Origin of the sequence: Paraburkholderia sp. BL23I1N1 (assembly GCF_003610295.1) — a bacterium.
Classification (GTDB): Bacteria; Pseudomonadota; Gammaproteobacteria; order Burkholderiales; family Burkholderiaceae; genus Paraburkholderia.
Genome location: NZ_RAPV01000001.1, coordinates 6,525,921 through 6,542,884 on the forward strand (window position 1 = coordinate 6,525,921; position 16,964 = coordinate 6,542,884).

Annotated in this window: 13 protein-coding genes and 2 pseudogenes; 9 read left to right on the forward strand and 6 right to left on the reverse strand. The window is 64.0% G+C overall.

The window, feature by feature from the left end; translation table 11 throughout:
• The first annotated feature begins 27 nt into the window (after window positions 1-27).
• Window positions 28-834 carry a hypothetical protein gene (locus B0G76_RS30500; RefSeq protein WP_120295767.1) on the forward strand — a complete coding sequence of 269 codons (807 nt, stop codon included), beginning with the start codon at window positions 28-30 and terminating at the stop codon, window positions 832-834.
• A 40-nt stretch (window positions 835-874) separates the two neighbouring features.
• On the opposite strand, the gene B0G76_RS30505 is transcribed toward B0G76_RS30500, so the two are convergent.
• The 4 genes from B0G76_RS30505 to dapA all read right to left on the reverse strand — a co-directional run bounded on the left by B0G76_RS30505 (window position 875) and on the right by dapA (window position 3,903).
• The gene (locus B0G76_RS30505; RefSeq protein WP_120295768.1) at window positions 875-1,309 is read right to left on the reverse strand and encodes a polymer-forming cytoskeletal protein; all 435 of its coding nucleotides are present in this window, start codon (window positions 1,307-1,309) and stop codon (window positions 875-877) included.
• 28 nt (window positions 1,310-1,337) lie between these two features.
• Window positions 1,338-1,724, reverse strand: a complete 387-nt coding sequence (locus tag B0G76_RS30510) for a hypothetical protein (RefSeq protein ID WP_120295769.1) — start codon at window positions 1,722-1,724, stop codon at window positions 1,338-1,340.
• Window positions 1,717-2,697, reverse strand: a complete 981-nt coding sequence (locus tag B0G76_RS30515) for a M23 family metallopeptidase (protein ID WP_120296919.1) — start codon at window positions 2,695-2,697, stop codon at window positions 1,717-1,719. Before B0G76_RS30515 ends, B0G76_RS30510 begins: the two co-directional genes overlap by 8 nt.
• 291 nt (window positions 2,698-2,988) lie before the next feature.
• Window positions 2,989-3,903, reverse strand: a complete 915-nt coding sequence (gene dapA / locus B0G76_RS30520; RefSeq protein WP_120295770.1) for a 4-hydroxy-tetrahydrodipicolinate synthase — start codon at window positions 3,901-3,903, stop codon at window positions 2,989-2,991.
• 398 nt (window positions 3,904-4,301) lie between these two features.
• Between dapA and B0G76_RS30525 the strand changes: the two genes are divergently transcribed.
• On the forward strand, window positions 4,302-5,594 hold the full coding sequence (locus B0G76_RS30525) for an aspartate carbamoyltransferase (protein ID WP_120295771.1): 1,293 nt from the start codon (window positions 4,302-4,304) through the stop codon (window positions 5,592-5,594).
• A gap of 107 nt (window positions 5,595-5,701) precedes the next feature.
• Here B0G76_RS30525 and B0G76_RS30530 read toward each other — a convergent pair whose 3' ends face one another.
• Entirely contained in the window at window positions 5,702-6,784 is a 1,083-nt protein-coding gene (locus B0G76_RS30530) for a zinc-binding dehydrogenase (RefSeq protein WP_120295772.1), read from the reverse strand.
• A 90-nt stretch (window positions 6,785-6,874) separates the two neighbouring features.
• Between B0G76_RS30530 and B0G76_RS30535 the strand changes: the two genes are divergently transcribed.
• From B0G76_RS30535 to B0G76_RS30565, 7 genes and pseudogenes are all read left to right on the forward strand, one after another.
• Window positions 6,875-7,786: a LysR family transcriptional regulator gene (locus B0G76_RS30535; protein ID WP_120295773.1), complete on the forward strand. Its 912-nt coding sequence runs from the start codon at window positions 6,875-6,877 to the stop codon at window positions 7,784-7,786.
• A gap of 327 nt (window positions 7,787-8,113) precedes the next feature.
• Window positions 8,114-10,363, forward strand: a pseudogene (locus B0G76_RS30540) (TonB-dependent receptor).
• Between the two features lie 10 nt (window positions 10,364-10,373).
• Window positions 10,374-11,099: pseudogene (locus B0G76_RS30545) on the forward strand (tetratricopeptide repeat protein); the annotation flags it as partial.
• Between the two features lie 167 nt (window positions 11,100-11,266).
• The gene (locus B0G76_RS30550) at window positions 11,267-11,950 is read left to right on the forward strand and encodes a Fe2+-dependent dioxygenase (RefSeq protein ID WP_120295775.1); all 684 of its coding nucleotides are present in this window, start codon (window positions 11,267-11,269) and stop codon (window positions 11,948-11,950) included.
• 342 nt (window positions 11,951-12,292) lie between these two features.
• Window positions 12,293-13,036: a 2Fe-2S iron-sulfur cluster-binding protein gene (locus tag B0G76_RS30555; protein ID WP_120295776.1), complete on the forward strand. Its 744-nt coding sequence runs from the start codon at window positions 12,293-12,295 to the stop codon at window positions 13,034-13,036.
• A gap of 13 nt (window positions 13,037-13,049) precedes the next feature.
• Entirely contained in the window at window positions 13,050-14,051 is a 1,002-nt protein-coding gene (locus tag B0G76_RS30560; RefSeq protein WP_120295777.1) for a xanthine dehydrogenase family protein subunit M, read from the forward strand.
• The gene (locus B0G76_RS30565) at window positions 14,048-16,270 is read left to right on the forward strand and encodes a xanthine dehydrogenase family protein molybdopterin-binding subunit (RefSeq protein ID WP_120295778.1); all 2,223 of its coding nucleotides are present in this window, start codon (window positions 14,048-14,050) and stop codon (window positions 16,268-16,270) included. Before B0G76_RS30560 ends, B0G76_RS30565 begins: the two co-directional genes overlap by 4 nt.
• A gap of 95 nt (window positions 16,271-16,365) precedes the next feature.
• On the opposite strand, the gene B0G76_RS30570 is transcribed toward B0G76_RS30565, so the two are convergent.
• The gene (locus tag B0G76_RS30570) at window positions 16,366-16,926 is read right to left on the reverse strand and encodes a cysteine hydrolase family protein (RefSeq protein ID WP_120295779.1); all 561 of its coding nucleotides are present in this window, start codon (window positions 16,924-16,926) and stop codon (window positions 16,366-16,368) included.
• Window positions 16,927-16,964: the final 38 nt, after the last annotated feature.

Consider the following 16,964-nt stretch of genomic DNA (forward strand, 5'->3'; position numbering starts at 1 on the left):
ACCGACAGATTGGCTGGTGGAGACTTCATGAAAATTGACGTAGCAACGTTCCAAACGGTTTGGCTGGTCACGTTTCTGTGCGGCGCCCTCATCACGACGGCGCTTTCCCGGATGTTTGCGCAGGTCGGTGCCTTCCGTTTCTGGGCCGTCGGTTTTTATCTGCTTGCCACCGCCACGGCCTGCTTTGCGTTGCATAAGATCTGGCCCAACGATCTGCTGTTGCTGGCCACCGCGACGCTGGCGTTGCAAAGCCGCATTCTGATCTGGTCGGGCACGCGCGACCTGTTCGGCGCATCGGCACCATGGCGTGCCGGCCTCCTCGTCACTGCCGTGTTCGGCCTGCTGTATGGCAGCGTGCTGGCGTGGAATGCGCCACTGGTGGTCCGCGCCGGCTTGCTCGCGCTGTTTTTCCTGCCGTGTCGCGCGGCGACACTGTATGAAGTGTGCCGCCGGCGCCGTCCTCATCTTGGGGCGGCACGGATGCTGGTGGCGGTGGGTAGCGGAATCGCGGCGCTCAGCGCCATCGTGCCGCTCGTGCTCGTGCTGCTCGACCGCGCCAACATGACGCTGCTGTACGGCAATCCCCGCACCACCTCGGCACTTTACGCAGTCGTGTTTGCAGGCGATCTGCTGCTGACCATCGGCCTGATCGTGCTGGCCTTGCACCAGTTGATCGTCGAACGGGACATGCTCGCCACGCTCGATCGCGGCGCGCTGCAACGTCTCGCCGAAGCACGGGAAATGCGCGTTCTGCGCGATTCGCGATTGTCACGCTGCGATGCGCTGGACCACGACACGTCCGCGCCATGTCAGTCGCTGCCGGGATCGGTTTGACGCCGAGGGCGGCTGCTTGACCGCTTAACTGCTTGGCCAGTTAGCCGGCCTTGCGCTCCTCGCGCGCCGTATCGGCCACCGAGACGAGAATCGGCGTCACCGCCTGCGCGGCGTCACGCTTGGTCAGCTTGCCGTCTACCGAGGCGCCGCAGTCCATCCGCAGTTGCTGGTAGTAGATGTTGCCGGTCACGTGCGCGTTGCTCTGCAATTCGACGAAGTGATCGGCGATCACATCACCGACGATCCGGCCGTTGACCACAACGTCATGGCCATGCACGTTGCCCTCGATCGAGCCGCGGTCGCTCAATACCAGCAGCGTCTGGGTGCCCGGCTCGCCGCTGACGTTGCCCTTCACGTGACCGTCCATCCGCAGACCTTCGCTGAACACGAGGTCGCCCGTGATCCGCACGTCGTGTGCGATGAGTGTGGCGAGCTTGGTCTGCCGGATGCCCGCGTGTTTTTTCTTGCTGAACATAAGTACCTCTTCGAAATGAAAATGACAGTCAACCGCGCGGCGCGGGTCGCTTCGCTTTGCTCTGGCCGCGCAGAAACTGCAGTTCGGCGTTCAATCGCGCGACATCGGCCGCGGCGCCGTCCGCGGTTTTCTGCACGGCGGCGCGCGCCGCCGATTCCTGCGCCAGCGCAAGCCGCGTGCGGGCGAGCTCCGTCTGTTCGCGCTCTTCATCCACAGGCGCCGCGTTGCATTGATCGGCCGGCGTGCCGGCGCGTTGCGCGTGCCATGTCGCGATGGCCGCGGCACCGCCTGCCGCGCTGAGCGCGCACGCCAGAACCCACAGGGTCACGCGGAGAACGAGCGACCGCGCGGGTTGCAAGACATAGGCGCGGTGGGTCAGACTGCCCGCGTCGCGGGAAAAACGTCGTTCAGCCATGGGGCACGGGCGCGAATAGCGCGAGGTAGGCGGCCGGGTCGACCGGCGCGCCGTTGACCAGCACTTCGAAATGCAGATGCGGTCCGGTGGAGCGGCCGGTCGAGCCGACATCGGCGACATACTGACGCGGCAGCACCAGATCGCCGACATGCACCACGATCCGCGACGCGTGACCGTAACGGGTCACGAGGCCGTTGCCGTGATCGATTTCGACAGCGTTGCCATAGCCCGACTTCTCGCCGGCAAAGATCACCCGGCCGCCCGCGGCCGCCAGAATCGGCGTGCCGGTTTTGGCGACCAGGTCGATGCCCGGATGAAAACTCAAACGATTCGTGAACGGATCGGCCCGGTTGCCGAACGGCGAGCCGAAGCGCGCGCCGTCGTCAGGCATGCGGCCGGGGAAAGCGGCATAGGCGATCGCGTGATCGGCGATCTGTTGCTCGAGCGCGGACAGCGTTGCGGCAATGCAATCCAGGTGTTGCCGGGTGGGCGCGGCATCGGCTTGACCCGCCGGTTGCGGCACGACATCCGTACAGCGCCGCGGCGGCAAGGACAGGCCGCCTTCGCGGTCGGTCGCGGACATGTCGGGTTCGGAGGCGGCGCCCGGAGTAGCCGGGACAGCCGACGTGGCCGGCGCGCGCGGCGCGGGCCGCGGTGTATTCAGACGCGCTTCGAAATCGCGCAACGCGCCGACCTGCATCATCAGACGCGCGATGCGCGGTTCGATCTGCGCCACGGACGCATTCAGCTTGCCGAGTTGATCGATTGCATAATCGTGCTCGACACGGTTCGCCACCTGATCGCCGGAGCCGCCGTGCGCCGGCCAATGGATGCCGATCGCGATGCCCGCGGCGAGCGCCAGCGCGGTTGCGCCGAATGCCGTGGCCGTGGCGATGGTCAGCGCGGTGCGGCGCGTGACGAAGCTGACCGAGCCGCTGGAAAGCTGGCTGCCGGTGCGAAACACGGAGGGCATCAGCGGCTCCCGGCGCAGGTCATGCGGCAGGTGCGCGGTTGGGCACGGGCGGCACGGCGTACATTCGGCGTGTGCGGCGAGTGCGGTGTGTGCCGCGTGTTGAACGAGCCCGCCGTAAGCGTGCTGAGCGTGCTGAAGCGGGACAGGAGATTGGCGGACGAGACTAACTGCATGCAGCATCGACCGGACAAAGAGCCGGTGGCGATAATAGACAAAGGGCGCCGATTATCGCCTGGCACCGCGAACCATCATCTCAAATACAAATGGCCGGCAGCGAATCCGCACTCAAGCTCACGATGCCGCCGCGTACGACCCTCGCCGATCAAGCCCTTCCATCTCCCTGAGCCGTGCGACCAGTGCATCGCCGGCACGCGTCATGGGCATGCGCAACTCGTCGCGTATCAGGCCTTGCGCGGCGAGCAGGGCCTTCACCGGCGCCGGATTCGGTTCGGCGAACAGCGCCTGGATCAGTGGCACGAGCTCATGAAAAATGCGCCGTCCTTCGTCGAGCTGGCCCGCTGACAGCGCGCGATACAACGCGACGAACCGCTCGGGCCGTAGATGCGCCGACGCCGCGATCGCGCCGCTCCCACCCAGACACAAGGTGTTGAAAATATTGATGTCCTCACCGGTCAGCACCTGCAAGCGGCCGTCGCGAATCAGCGCGAGCGTGGTATCGAGCGAACCGGCGCAATCCTTCACCGCCTGGATTCGCGGATGCGCGGCAAGCGTCAGCAGCGTGTCGAGTTCGAGCCGCACACCGGTTCGATAGGGAATGTCGTACAGCACGACGGGCTTGTCGCTCGCGTCGGCAAGCGCCATGAAATGCCCGACGATGCCCGCTTGCGAAGGCCGGATGTAGTACGGCGCGGCCATCAGCACACCGGCTATCGGCAGTGCGTTCAATTGCTCGACGCGCGCTCGCATGCTCGCCGTGTGATTGCCCGACACGCCGACCAGCACCGGCAGCGCTTGTGCGTCCGCGCTATCGGCAGTGGCTTGCGCTGCGTCGAGAATCGTCGCCAGTACCGCGTCCTGCTCGGCGTCGTCGAGCGCGGCCGGCTCGCCGGTCGTACCGAGCGCGACCAGCCCGGCAATGCCCGCGTCGGCATAGCGGCGCACCAGCGCGCGCAGCGCGGCGTGATCGACCTCGCCGTCGGCGAATGGCGTGATGAGCGGAACCCAGATACCCGAAAAATTAGACATGTTTTTACCTCGATGACGACCGTATCGATTCCGATCAGCGGTGCGAGGGAGGAAAAACAGGAAATGCCGCGGGGGGCGTTGACCGGCTGTTCCGTCGCAACATCTGACGGAACAGCGGCTCCGGTCAGATGAGCGGCTGTTTTTTGGCTTTGGCGTTGACACTCGCGCAACCCGCGCGCGCGGCCACGACGCTCACAAAAGCGAGACGTGCGGTCGTTGACGGACGGAGTCGGAGCGTTCGGCCGGAATGCATGAAACGCAGTGTAACCGCGTCCGGCGGGAGTTTGCAAAGCGGGTTTGCACACCCATCGCAAAATTGCTTGACTTCTGCGACAGGAAAATTAATATACGCATCGCGTACATAATCGGTACACAACCCTTTCCCGACAGGTGCCCGCATGAGCGTCCCGCAACAAGCCTTCCTACGCGATGCAATGCGTCGCCTGAACATGACCCGCGACACGTTCGCGAGCCGCATCGGCGTATCGCGCCGTGCGCTCGACACCTGGCTGCTGCCGGACGACTCGCAGGAATCGCGCGCCATGCCGGAGATCGTGGAGCGTTTCGTGTCGGAAATCGTGGTGCACGGCGAGCCGGGCGAGAAGTATACGCAAAGCGTAGACTCGCAGTCGCTGGCGAGCCAGATGCTGTTCGAAGGCAAGCCGCAACTGCTGTCGGTCGATCAGTTTTCGCGCGACTCGGTCGAGGCGCTGTTTCGCGTCGCCGACATCATGCAGCCGATCGCGCGGCGCCGGAAAATCTCCCGCGTGCTGGAAGGCGCGGTGCTCGGCAACCTGTTTTTCGAGGCCAGCACGCGGACCCGCGTGAGCTTCGGCGCGGCCTTCTGCCGGCTTGGCGGCTCGGTGTGCGACACCACCGGGTTCACGTTTTCGTCGATGGCAAAGGGCGAATCGATCTACGACACCAGCCGCGTGATGAGCGGCTACGTGGATGCACTGGTGATCCGTCATCCGGAACAAGGCTCGGTGGCCGAATTCGCGCGTGCCACCAACGTGCCGGTGATCAACGGCGGCGACGGCCCGGGCGAACATCCGAGCCAGGCGCTGCTCGACCTGTACACGATCCAGCGCGAGTTCTCGCGGCTCGGCAAGATCGTCGACCGCGCGCATATCGCGCTGGTCGGCGACCTGAAATATGGTCGCACCGTGCATTCGCTCGTCAAGTTGCTCGCGCTCTATCGCGGCATCAAGTTCACGTTGATCTCGCCGCCCATGCTCGAAATGCCGAGCTACATCATCGAGCAGATTTCGCGCAACGACCACGTGATCGAGCAGACTCACGATCTGCCCGCCGGGCTGCGCGGCGCCGACGTGGTGTACGCCACGCGCATCCAGAAAGAGCGCTTCACCGACGAATCGTTCGAAGGCTATACGCCGGATTTCCAGATCAATCAGGCGCTGATGGATAGCGTATGCGGCGCCGACACACTGATCATGCACCCGCTGCCGCGCGACAGCCGGCCGGGTGCGAACGATCTGAGCGTCGATCTGAATCACGATCCGCGGCTGGCGATTTTCCGGCAAACGGATAACGGCATTCCGGTGCGGATGGCGATTTTCGCGGTGCTGCTGGGCGTCGAAAAGCTGGTCCAGCATTCAATGCGCGATGCCGCGTGGCGTCCGCCCGCGTATCTCGGTCCGGACGACGCGGTGTTTCACGGCATTGATTGACCGACGGATCGGCTGATTGACCGATCACGATTTGCCGATGCAAAGCGGCCTTGCTGAGAACCAGCAAGGCCGCTTTTTTATGCCGTCGCGATCACGCCGCTACACGCTCACGCTTGCGGCGACGTGCCGACTACCACCGTGCATTGCAGGCCCGACATGCGGCCAGCCGCGTCGATCGCCGTCTCCAGTTCGGCAAACGGATACGCCTTCAACTCGACCGCCTCGAGCGGAATCTGCCCGGAGGTGACGAGCGAAACCAGCGCGAGATAGTCAGCGCGCGTGTACATGAAGTGGCCAATCAATTCCCAGTTGTTCAACAGCATCTCGCTGTACGGAATCGGAAGGTCCACTTGCATGCTGCCCATCAGCACGAGCCGGCCACCGCGGCGCAAGCTACGCAATGCGGCGAGGGTTGCGTTCGCGTCGGTGGCCTGCCCGACCATGTCGAAGGCGAGATCCACGCCGCCACCGCTAGCGGCGCGAATCGCCGCTGTGTCTTGCGCGGCATCGCCGCTCAGCACGACGGGGACCACACGCCCGTGGCCTTGCTCGACCAGCGCTTGCAACGGTTCCGCGCGCCGGCCGAGCGCGACGACCTTGCTCGCGCCGAGCGCCAGCGCGACGAGCACGGCCGCCGAGCCGAAGTAACCGCCTGCGCCGTTGACCACCACCGCTTCACCCGCCGACAGTCGGCCGCGCCGCAAACCACCGAAGGGCACGGCAAATTTGGCCAGCAACGCGAGACGTGCGGCATCGATCCCGTCCAGACCGTCCAGCGCGATCAGCGTCGCGGCCGGAATTTCGGCGACTTCGCGCAACGTGCCGTGCGGGAACTCAGCCAGCAACGCGCCACTGTCGGCACTGATGCCGGTGAGCCCTAACAGCGCCTGCGCGGGCTCGCGCACTGCTTCGTCGGTGATCCAGTACGGATTCACAGCAACGCGTTGGCCGACGCGAAATGCCACCACGCCCTCGCCGACCGCGACGATCCGGCCAACCCCATTCGTGCCAGGCGAAAACGGTCCCGGCGGGTACGCGTACGGCAACTTCCCTTCGACATAGTTGCGCGTGTAACTCAGCAACGGCACGGCTTCCATCCGCACCAGCACGGCGTTCCGGCGCGCCTCCGGTTGTGTCACGTCGCGCAAGGCCAGCGGCTTGCCGGGTTGATCGAGCATCCAGGCTTTCATGTTGGTCGTCCTTCAGTTCGTTTCGGTGCTTGAACTGTAGAAGCGCGGTACGTATTCTAGAAATCAATTACTTATATGCGACCTATCAACATGATTGATCTACGCGGCATCGATTTGAATCTGCTCGTTTCGCTCGACGCACTGCTCGCCGAGTCGAACGTCACGCGTGCGGCCGAGCGGCTACATCTGACGCAACCGGCCGTCTCCACGCAACTCGCGCGCTTGCGGCAGATCTTCGGCGATCCGTTGCTGCTGCCCGCCGAAACCGGCCGCGGCATGACGCGCACGGCCCGGGCGCTGGAATTGATGACGCCGCTCCATGCCGCGTTGAAGAATCTCGAAGCGGTGGTGCGCCACCAGCCTGGCTTCGATCCCCTCACCGACATGCGGCGCTTCGTGATCGCCGCGCACGACAACGCCACCGCAGTACTCGGCATGCGCCTGATGGAGCGCTTGCCGGCATTGGCGGGGCCGGGCGTGCGCGTGGCGTTCGTGATCGGCGATCAGCCCACCGCCGCGTCACGGCTCGAAAGCGGCGAGATCGACCTGCTGCTCGGTTCCGACCGGATGATTCCGCCGTCGATGAAAGCCCGCAAGCTCTACGACGAGCATTTCGTGTTCGTGCAGCGCAAGGGCCACCCACGCGGCACCGCCCCGCTGGATCTCGATACCTACTGCGCGCTCGATCACGTCCTGGTGTCGACCAGCGGTGGCAGCTTTCATGGCTACATGGACGAGCATCTCGACGAACTCGGCCGCGAGCGGCGCGTCGCGCTGTCGGTCCAGCACTTCACGCTGGTGCCGGAGTTGCTCTCGAAAACCGACTACGTTTCGACGCTGCCGTCGCGCTTCGCGGCACGCTACACCGATCGGCTCGACACCTTTGCGCTGCCGTTCGACGCGCGCGGCTTCACCTTGTACGCGGGGTGGCATCCACGCAATCAGGCCGATCCGGCGCTCATGTGGTTGCGGGACACGCTGGCCGAACTCGCGGCACGGTAAGAAACCGAGCGGTCCGTCCTTCAATCGGAACGGGCCCAGCATTCGCTATAAAAGCCGCTCTCGCGACAGACGCAAAGTCGCCACCACGCCCACTCGAAGCCATCAAATCCACGTCTTTTTCACCCATCTTCGTCTATCGCCCCACCAACTCCATGCAGCGGCTCACGCCTGCAATCCCACGTATCGAGATATTTTGTTGAGAACGTTTCTCAATTACAACCGGATTGCATAGAATGCACGCCGAAAAAACTTTGTAATAAACATGGAATGTCCGGGTAAGGAATGCATTACCCGCCCGGTCGCCAGCACTCAACGACGGGGATAAAAATGAAGTTGCGGTCCGACGAACCGAAGCTCGGCAAAATCAGCACGACACTGTGCGGCATGTTGGCGGCAGGCCCAGCTCTCGCGCAAGGCACGCCCGGAATGGCGCCGCCCGACAAGGAAAGCCAGCTCGCGCCGATCGCCGTTCAAAGCCAGGCGGACGACGGCTTCAAGACCGACCACTCGGCGTCGGTCAAATTCACGGCGCCGCTGGTCGATACGCCGAAGTTGGTGACCGTGATTCCGCAGGAACTGATCAGGAGCACGGGCGCGTCGACGCTGACCGAGGCGCTGCGCACGGTGCCGGGCATTACGTTCGGCGCCGGCGAAGGCGGCAATCCGCTCGGCGACCGGCCGTTCATTCGCGGCTACGACGCACAAGGGAGCACCTTCGTCGACGGCCTGCGCGACATCGGCGCGACCACCCGCGAAGTGTTCAATATCGAAAGCGTGGAAGTGACCAAGGGTTCGGATGGCGCCTACGGCGGCCGCGGCGGCGCGGGCGGCAGCATCAACCTGATCACCAAGACCCCGCATCTGGGCAATTCCGCCGACGGCAGCGCGGGCCTCGGCACCGACCGCTACCGCCGCTTCACCGCGGATGGCAACTGGTAAATGGCCGACCACGCGGCCTTTCGCCTGAACGTGATGAGCCACAACAATGACGTGCCCGGGCGCGACGCGGTCAACAACGAGCACTGGGGTATCGCGCCGTCGTTCACTTACGGTCTCGGCACGCCGACCCGCGTCACGGCGAGCTACTACCACCTCTCGACTGACGACCTGCCCGACAGTGGCATTCTGTACTACTACACGACCACCAACAAGCCGGCCAACGTCGACACGATCTATCCGGCCAACGTGGACCGTCACAATTTTTACGGCCTGATCGACCGCGATTTCCGCAAGACGACCTCGGACGTTGGCACGGTGCGCATCGAACACGACATCAACAGCAACCTGACGGTCCGCAACACCACGCGTTATACGAAGTCCACCCAGGACTACATCTGGACGCAGCCGGACGACAGCCAGGGCAACGTAGTGAACGGCATGGTGTGGCGCCGCGCGAATACGCGCGCCAGCGACGTCTACAGCCTCGCGAACCAGACCGAGCTGTTCGGCGAGTTCAAGACCGGCTTCCTGAAACACAGCTTTACCACCGGCCTGGAACTGTCGCGCGAAACCAGCGTGAACGATTCGTACACCGTGGCGACGGCCACCGGTGCGATCTGCAAAACCAAGGGTATCGGCGCGGCGTCCGGCTATAACTGCACGAGCCTGTGGTCGCCGAATCCGAACGACCCGTGGGCCGGTTCGGTTAGCAAAGCGAACGATACGAACGAGCAGCGCACCATCATCAAATCGCTGTATGCGTTCGATACGATCGAATTCACCAAACGCTGGCAAGCCAACATCGGCTTGCGCGTCGACGATTATTCGACTGATTTCCGCAACACGCTTGCTAAGGGCGGCAAGCACACCACGCGCGACGACACGCTGTTCAACTACCAGTTCGGCCTCGTCTTCAAACCGGCTTCGAACGGCAGCGTGTATGCGTCGATCGCGACGTCGTCAACGCCGGCCGGCGCCACGCTCGGCCAGGTCAGCGAAACGCAGTCGCTGACGCCGGGCCGTGGCGGTGTCGGTGCGAACGCGGATCAGCTCGCCCCGGAAAAGAACCGCAGCGTCGAACTCGGCACCAAGTGGAATGTGCTGAACAACCACCTCTCGCTGACGGGCGCGCTGTTCCAGATCGATACGACCAACGCCCGCGTCACGCTGCCGAACAACGAATACCCGATGGTCGGCAACAAGCGCGTGCAAGGCTTCGAATTCGGCGTGGCCGGTCAGTTGACGAACAAGTGGCAGGTGTTCGGCGGCTACACGTACATGAAGAGCCAGTTGCGCGACAACGGCAAGAACACGGCGGATAACGGCCACCAGTTCCCGAACACGCCGAAGAACAGCATCAGCCTGTGGACCAATTACGATGTGCTGCCGAAGTTCACGATCGGCGGCGGCGCCTTCTACATGTCGCAGGTGTACGGCGACACGGCGAATCTGCGCGCGGTGCCCTCGTACTGGCGTTTCGACGGGATGGCAACTTACCGGATCAACAAGAAGGTCGATCTGCAACTGAACGTGCAGAACATCTTCAACCGGACGTATTACGATCAGGCGTATCCGGCGCACTACGCGTCGATCGCAGCCGGCCGTTCCGCCTTCCTGACGCTCAACGCGCACTACTAAGCACTGCAGGATGGAACAGATAACGCTGAAGGCGCTGGCGAGCGTGTCGCATGACGAGCTCGCCGCGATTCTCTCCGGGCCGCCCGCCAAAGCCGCCGCGTGGGTGGCGGCGGCCGCGCATAACGGCATCGTCGAAGCGCAGGCGGTGTACGGCCAGTATCTGCTCGACGGTCACGGTGTGGCGCGCAATGCCGAAGAAGCGTTGACGTGGTTCAGGCACGCGGCGCGGCAGGATCATCCGATGGCGATGAATATGCTGGGCCGATGCTACGAACACGGTTGGGGAACGGCGGCGTGCGCGCCGGTGGCGGTCTACTGGTACCGGCGCGCGGCGCAGGCGGGACTCGACTGGGGCATGTACAACTATGCGTCGGCATTGGCGCTCGGCCATGGCGTGGAATGCGATCGTGTGCAGGCGCTACAGTGGTTCAGGCGTGCCGCCGAAATGGGTCACGTGAAGTCGCTTAATTTTATCGGCAGCTTTTACGAAGACGGTTGGGAAGTCGATGCCGACGCAAGCATCGCGCTCGACTATTACCGGCGCGCGGCAGTGGGCGGTGACTTCCGCGGCCAGTTCAACTATGCGAGGCTACTGGCCGGGCGCGGCGAGATCGACGCCGCGCTGGTGTGGTTGCGGCGTGTACCACGCACAGCAACGCCGGCGTTCATCGCGAAGATGCAGGCGTGGCTTGCCGCTTCTCCGGTCGGTGCCTTTCGTGCGCTGGCTGAAGACCTGAGTACAGGTATACGCGCGCAAATAGCGGCGAATATAAGCACGGATCCAGGCACACACGGAAACTCGGGGCCGGGCATGAACCAAGGGGTGAATAGAAGCGCGGTTCCAGGCACGAATACAAGCACCGCTGCAGGCGCGATGATGCCCCTGGTTCGGAAGCCACGCACATGATGCTGCATCTGCAAGGCGTACTCGGCAAACAGCAGGTCGCGCAATACCGCGAAATCCTCGACGCGGCCCAATGGACCGACGGTAACGCGACTTCCGGCGAACAGTCGGCGCGGGCCAAGCGCAACCAGCAATTGCCCGAAGGCTCCCCCGCCGCACGCGCGGTGGGCGATGCGATTCAGGACGCGCTCGGCCGCAACCCGCGTTTCTTTTCGGCCGCGTTACCCCTGAAAGTCTTTCCGCCGCTCTTTAACCGCTATGCAGGCGGCGACGGTTTCGGCACGCACGTGGACAACGCGATCCGCCACCTGCGCGGCACCGATTTCCGCATCCGCAGCGATCTCTCGGCCACACTCTTTCTTGCCGAGCCGGAGTCCTACGACGGCGGCGAACTCTGCATTGAAGACACCTACGGCATGCATCGCTCGAAACTGCCGGCCGGCGACATGGTGCTCTACCCTGCTTCGAGCCTGCATCACGTCAACCCGGTGACGCGTGGCGTGCGGGTCGCATCCTTCTTCTGGATTCAAAGTATGGTGCACAACGACGGCGAACGCGCCATGCTGTTTCAACTCGACAACGACGTGCAACGTTTGGCGGCCGAAAAAGGTTCGAACGATGCAACCGTGGTAAGTCTCACCGGCATTTATCACAATCTGCTGCGCCGCTGGGCCGACGCCTGATCGACCGGACTCCTCGTCCCGCGCAAAACAGTCTTTCTTTTTTCATCCAGAAAGAAGGCACCTCCGCGTATTTACTTTCCTGTTCGTTAAGCGCAACGTCCCTAGTTGACGCGCGCCGCAGCATGTCTGGTTGCGCTTTCAACGATTCGATCCGGTTCATCGTGGCTCGCTGCCGGGTCACAGTGAATCCGGTTGCGCCGCGTCGATAACCTGTTGCGTTCGCAACGGCACCGAAATTGCTGAGTGTGAAGAGTTACACCGCGACGCTTCGGATACCCGCATGTCAGATACCCGCATGTCGCCATGCCTGCATTGACCTTTCAATGGAGCCAGCAGACCGTCATGTCTACGAATAACAAACCACAGGATTCGGGCGACGAACCCGACGCCACATCACCCCAATCTTCGCGCCGCCGCTTTCTGCAATCGGCCGCCGCTGCCGCCACCATCGGCGCGGCGCCGCATTTGCGCGCACAAACACAAACCCCGGCCGCGCCGCCGCCCGCCGAAGTTCGTGCGCCGGTGCCGGGCCGCCCTGTCACGCTGACCGTCAACGGCCGTGCTTACTCGCTGCATCTCGAACCGCGCGTGACCTTGCTCGATGCTTTGCGCGAGTACGCGGGTCTGATGGGCACGAAGAAAGGCTGCGACCGTGGGCAATGCGGCGCATGCACGGTGATCGCCGACGGCCGTCGTATTAATTCCTGCCTGACGCTTGCCGTGATGCATGAAGGTAGCCACATCACGACCGTTGAAGGACTCGCCGGCAATCAAGTGCTCAGCCCGATGCAACAGGCCTTTATCGAACACGATGCATTCCAGTGCGGCTACTGCACGCCCGGGCAGTTGTGTTCCGCGACTGCCCTGCTGAACGAATTCCGTAACGGCACGGCCAGCACTGTGAGCGCCGACGTCCGCAGCCGCCCGCCACAACTTTCCGACGACGAAATCCGCGAACGCATGAGCGGCAACATTTGCCGCTGCGGTGCGTACGCGAATATCGTCGCGGCGGTGCGCGCTGTGCATGAGAGCGGTGGTCAGAACAGTGCCGGCAGCAATGCCCGCCCTAACCACGGCAACGCGTGACGGAGCGGCCAGCATGGATGCGATCTCTTACGAACGCGCCGGCGATGTCGCCGGCGCCGTGCACGCGGCGCAGCAACCGGGTGCGGTGTTCATTGGCGGCGGCACCAATCTGCTCGACTTGATGAAGAGCGGCGTGGCGCGGCCGATGCGGCTTATCGATATCACGCACATTAGCGGGCTCGATACGGTCGCCACGTTGCCGAATGGCGGCATCCGCATCGGCGCCCTGATGCGCAATAGCGATGCCGCCAATCACGCGCTGGTGCGCGAACAATACCCGTTGCTGTCGCAGGCATTTCTGGCGGGCGCCTCGCCGCAACTGCGCAATATGGCGACCGTGGGCGGCAATCTGCTACAGCGCACCCGCTGCAGTTATTTTTACGACACCACCTTCACGCAGTGCAATAAGCGCGTGCCAAGCAGCGGTTGCGCGGCGCTCGAAGGCCACAATCGCACGCAGGCGATTCTTGGTGCGAGTCCGCAATGCATTGCCGTGAACCCGTCGGATATGAGCGTGGCGCTCGCCGCGCTCGACGCCGTTGTTCGCGTCAATGGCCCCGCAGGCGAGCGGACCATTCCGTTCGCGGACTTTCATCGGCTTCCCGGCGACCGGCCCGATATCGATACCACGTTGCAGGCGGGCGAGTTGATTACCGCTGTCGATTTACCGCCGCCGTTGTTCAGCGCGAACTCGCACTATCTGAAAGTGCGTGACCGGGCCAGTTACGCATTTGCGCTGGTCTCGGTGGCCGCCGCATTGCAGATGGACGGCGACCACATCACAACCGCGCGCATCGCGTTGGGCGGTGTCGCGCACAAACCGTGGCGCGCGCATGCCGCCGAACAGATGCTCAACGGCCGGCCGCTCACACAGGCGACGCTACACGACGCCGCTACCGCAGCGCTACGCGATGCGAGACCGCAGCACGACAATCGTTTCAAGGTGCAGCTTGCGCAGCGCGCGATCGTGCGCGCCGTGAACCTGGCCGCGGGCCGCGCCGGAGGTGTGGCATGAATCTGATCGGTCAACCGCTCGACCGCATCGACGGTCTGCTGAAAGTCACCGGCGAAGCGCGCTACGCCGGCGAGTTCTCGGAGGCGCGGCTAGCGCATGCTGTGCTCGTCACCAGCACGATTGCCCGCGGCACGATTGCATCGATCGATGCGAGCCGCGCGCAAGCGTTGCCAGGCGTGTTGCTGGTGATGACGTATCAGAACGCGCCGCGCCTGCCCAATGGCGGCAAGCCCGCTTTGACGCCGCCGGGCGTCCGCCGCCTGTCGCTGCTGCAGGACAATGAGATTCACTACAACAACGAGCCGGTCGCCGTGGTGGTTGCCGATACGCTCGAACACGCCACGGATGCCGCGCGTCAATTACGCATTACCTACCAGAGCAGCGCCGCGACACTCGATTTTGCGCAGGCGAAGCCGAACGGACATGCACCTGACAGACCGCAAGGCCGCATCACCGACACGCAACGCGGCAGCTTCGAGGATGGCATGCGCAGTGGCACGGTTCACGTCGACGCCGTTTACACGACGCCGATCGAACATCACAACCCGATGGAGCCGCACGCCACGATGGCGCACTGGGACGGCCCGCAACTCACGCTCTACGACTCGACGCAAGGCGTGAGCAATGCGGCGCAGGCGGTCGCGCGAACGCTCGGCATGTCACCCGGCGACGTGCGCGTGATTTCGCCGTTTATCGGTGGTGGTTTTGGTTGCAAGGGATCGTCGTGGTCGCACGTGTCGCTGTGCGCGATGGCAGCGAAGCAGACTGGGCGTCCGGTGCGTCTCGTGCTCGAGCGTCCGCAGATGTTCGGGTCCGTCGGCGCCCGTCCGCGGACCGAGCAGCATCTCACGCTTGCCGCGCGGCACGACGGCACGCTGACGGCGATACGCCATGACAGTGTGTCGAATACGTCGATGTTCGAAGACTGGACCGAAACCTGCTGCATGGTCACGCGCATGTTGTACGCGGTGCCCAATCAGGTCACGACGCACCGGATCGTGCCGATGAACCTCGGCACACCGACCTTCATGCGCGCGCCTGGCGAGACGACCGGCTCGTTCGCGCTCGAATCGTCGATGGACGAACTCGCTGCGGCGTTGAAGATGGACCCGCTCGCGCTGCGCCTGAAGAATTACGCCGATACCGATCCACAGGAAAACAAACCGTGGTCCGGGAAATCCTTGCGCGAGTGCTATCAGATCGGCGCCGAGAAATTCGGCTGGTCCCGGCGCACCGCCGCACCGCGTTCGATGCGCAACGGCAAGATGCTGATCGGCATGGGTATGGCGACCGCGACCTATCCGGCCAACCGCAACGAAGCCGCGGCCATCGCGCGGATTCTGCCGGACGGCAGCGCGATGGTCGCCTCCTGCACCCAGGACCTCGGCACCGGGACCTACACCGTGATGACCCAGGTGGCCGCCGACGCCCTCGGCTTCGCGCCGGAAAACATCCACTTCGCGCTCGGCGACTCGTCGCTGCCGAAAGCCCCCGGGTCAGGCGGATCGCAATCGGCGGCGAGCGTTTCGCCTGCTGTGCGCGAGGCCGCGAGCCAGGCGCGCAGCCAGTTGATCGCATTGGCCCTCGCCGACGAAGCCTCGCCCGTGCACGGCATCGCACCCGACGACATCACGGTGGAAAATGGCTGGGTCATGAGCCGCTCACAACCGGCGAAGCGCGATCCGGCGGCCGCGATCATCGCGCGCTCAGGCGGCAAACCGATCGAGGCCGCCTCGACGGTCAAACCCGGCGATGAGAGGCAGAAGTACTCGTTTCACTCGTTTGGCGCCGTGTTCGCCGAAGTCCATGTCGATGCCGACCTCGGCACGATTCGCGTGGCGCGCGTGGTCGGCGTGTATGACGTGGGGCGCGTGTTGAACGAGAAGACTGCGCGCAGCCAGTTGATGGGCGGCATTGTGTGGGGCGTGGGGGCGGCGCTACAGGAAGAGACTTTGCTCGATACGCGCTACGGGCGCTTCACGAACGCGAATCTCGCCGAGTACCACGTGCCGGTGAATGCCGACATCGGCTCGCTCGACATCACGTTCATCGATCAGCCTGATCCGTACATCAACTCGCTCGGCGTACGCGGCATCGGCGAGATCGGCATCACCGGCGTACCGGCGGCGATCGCGAATGCGGTGTATCACGCGACCGGCGTGCGCGTGCGCGATCTGCCGGTGACGCTCGATAAAGTGATGGGGGTGCGGCAGGCGTGAGGGGGCGTGTGGCGCGTGGACGAGAACCGCCGCGCACGCGGTGCGGTTGCGCTGCATGCGTGGTGGACCGAATCGCTGTGGCGGCGCTAAGTGCGTTACGCGCGGCCGACAATCTCGGCGGTGGTCGCGATCTGCGCATAATCCATCGCAAGGTTTGCGAGCGACAGCGCGTGAATATCCTCGGCCGCCCACAAGCGACCGTTCAGATCGCGCATGTCGAAGGTAAAGGCGGCGTCGCTCGCCACCAGCGTGGTGAAGCCGAGATTACCGGCCGTACGTGCGGTGGCTTCGACCGAGTTGTTCGTGATCACGCCCGCAATCACCACCTGAGCGATCTTCCGTGCGCGCAACCAGCGTTCGAGCCCGCTCGCGATAAACGCATCCGGCACGTTCTTTTCGACGACATGCTCGTTGCGGTTCGGCTCGAACGCCGTCTGAAACTCGACGCCGCTCTGCCCCGGCCAGAATACCGAGTCCGGCTCACGGGAAATGTGGCGCACGTGCACGACAGGACGCGCGGTGTCGCGCCAATGGGCGAGCAAGGCCGCGAGATGGCGTTCGGCGTCGGGGTTGTTGCGGCGGCCGAGCTTCGGAAACTGAATGCCCTTTTGCAGATCGATCAGGATCAGTGCGGCATTGTCGTCGAGACGCTTCATGGCAATGAAGATTCGCTTTGATGTAAGGTAAGCGGCTC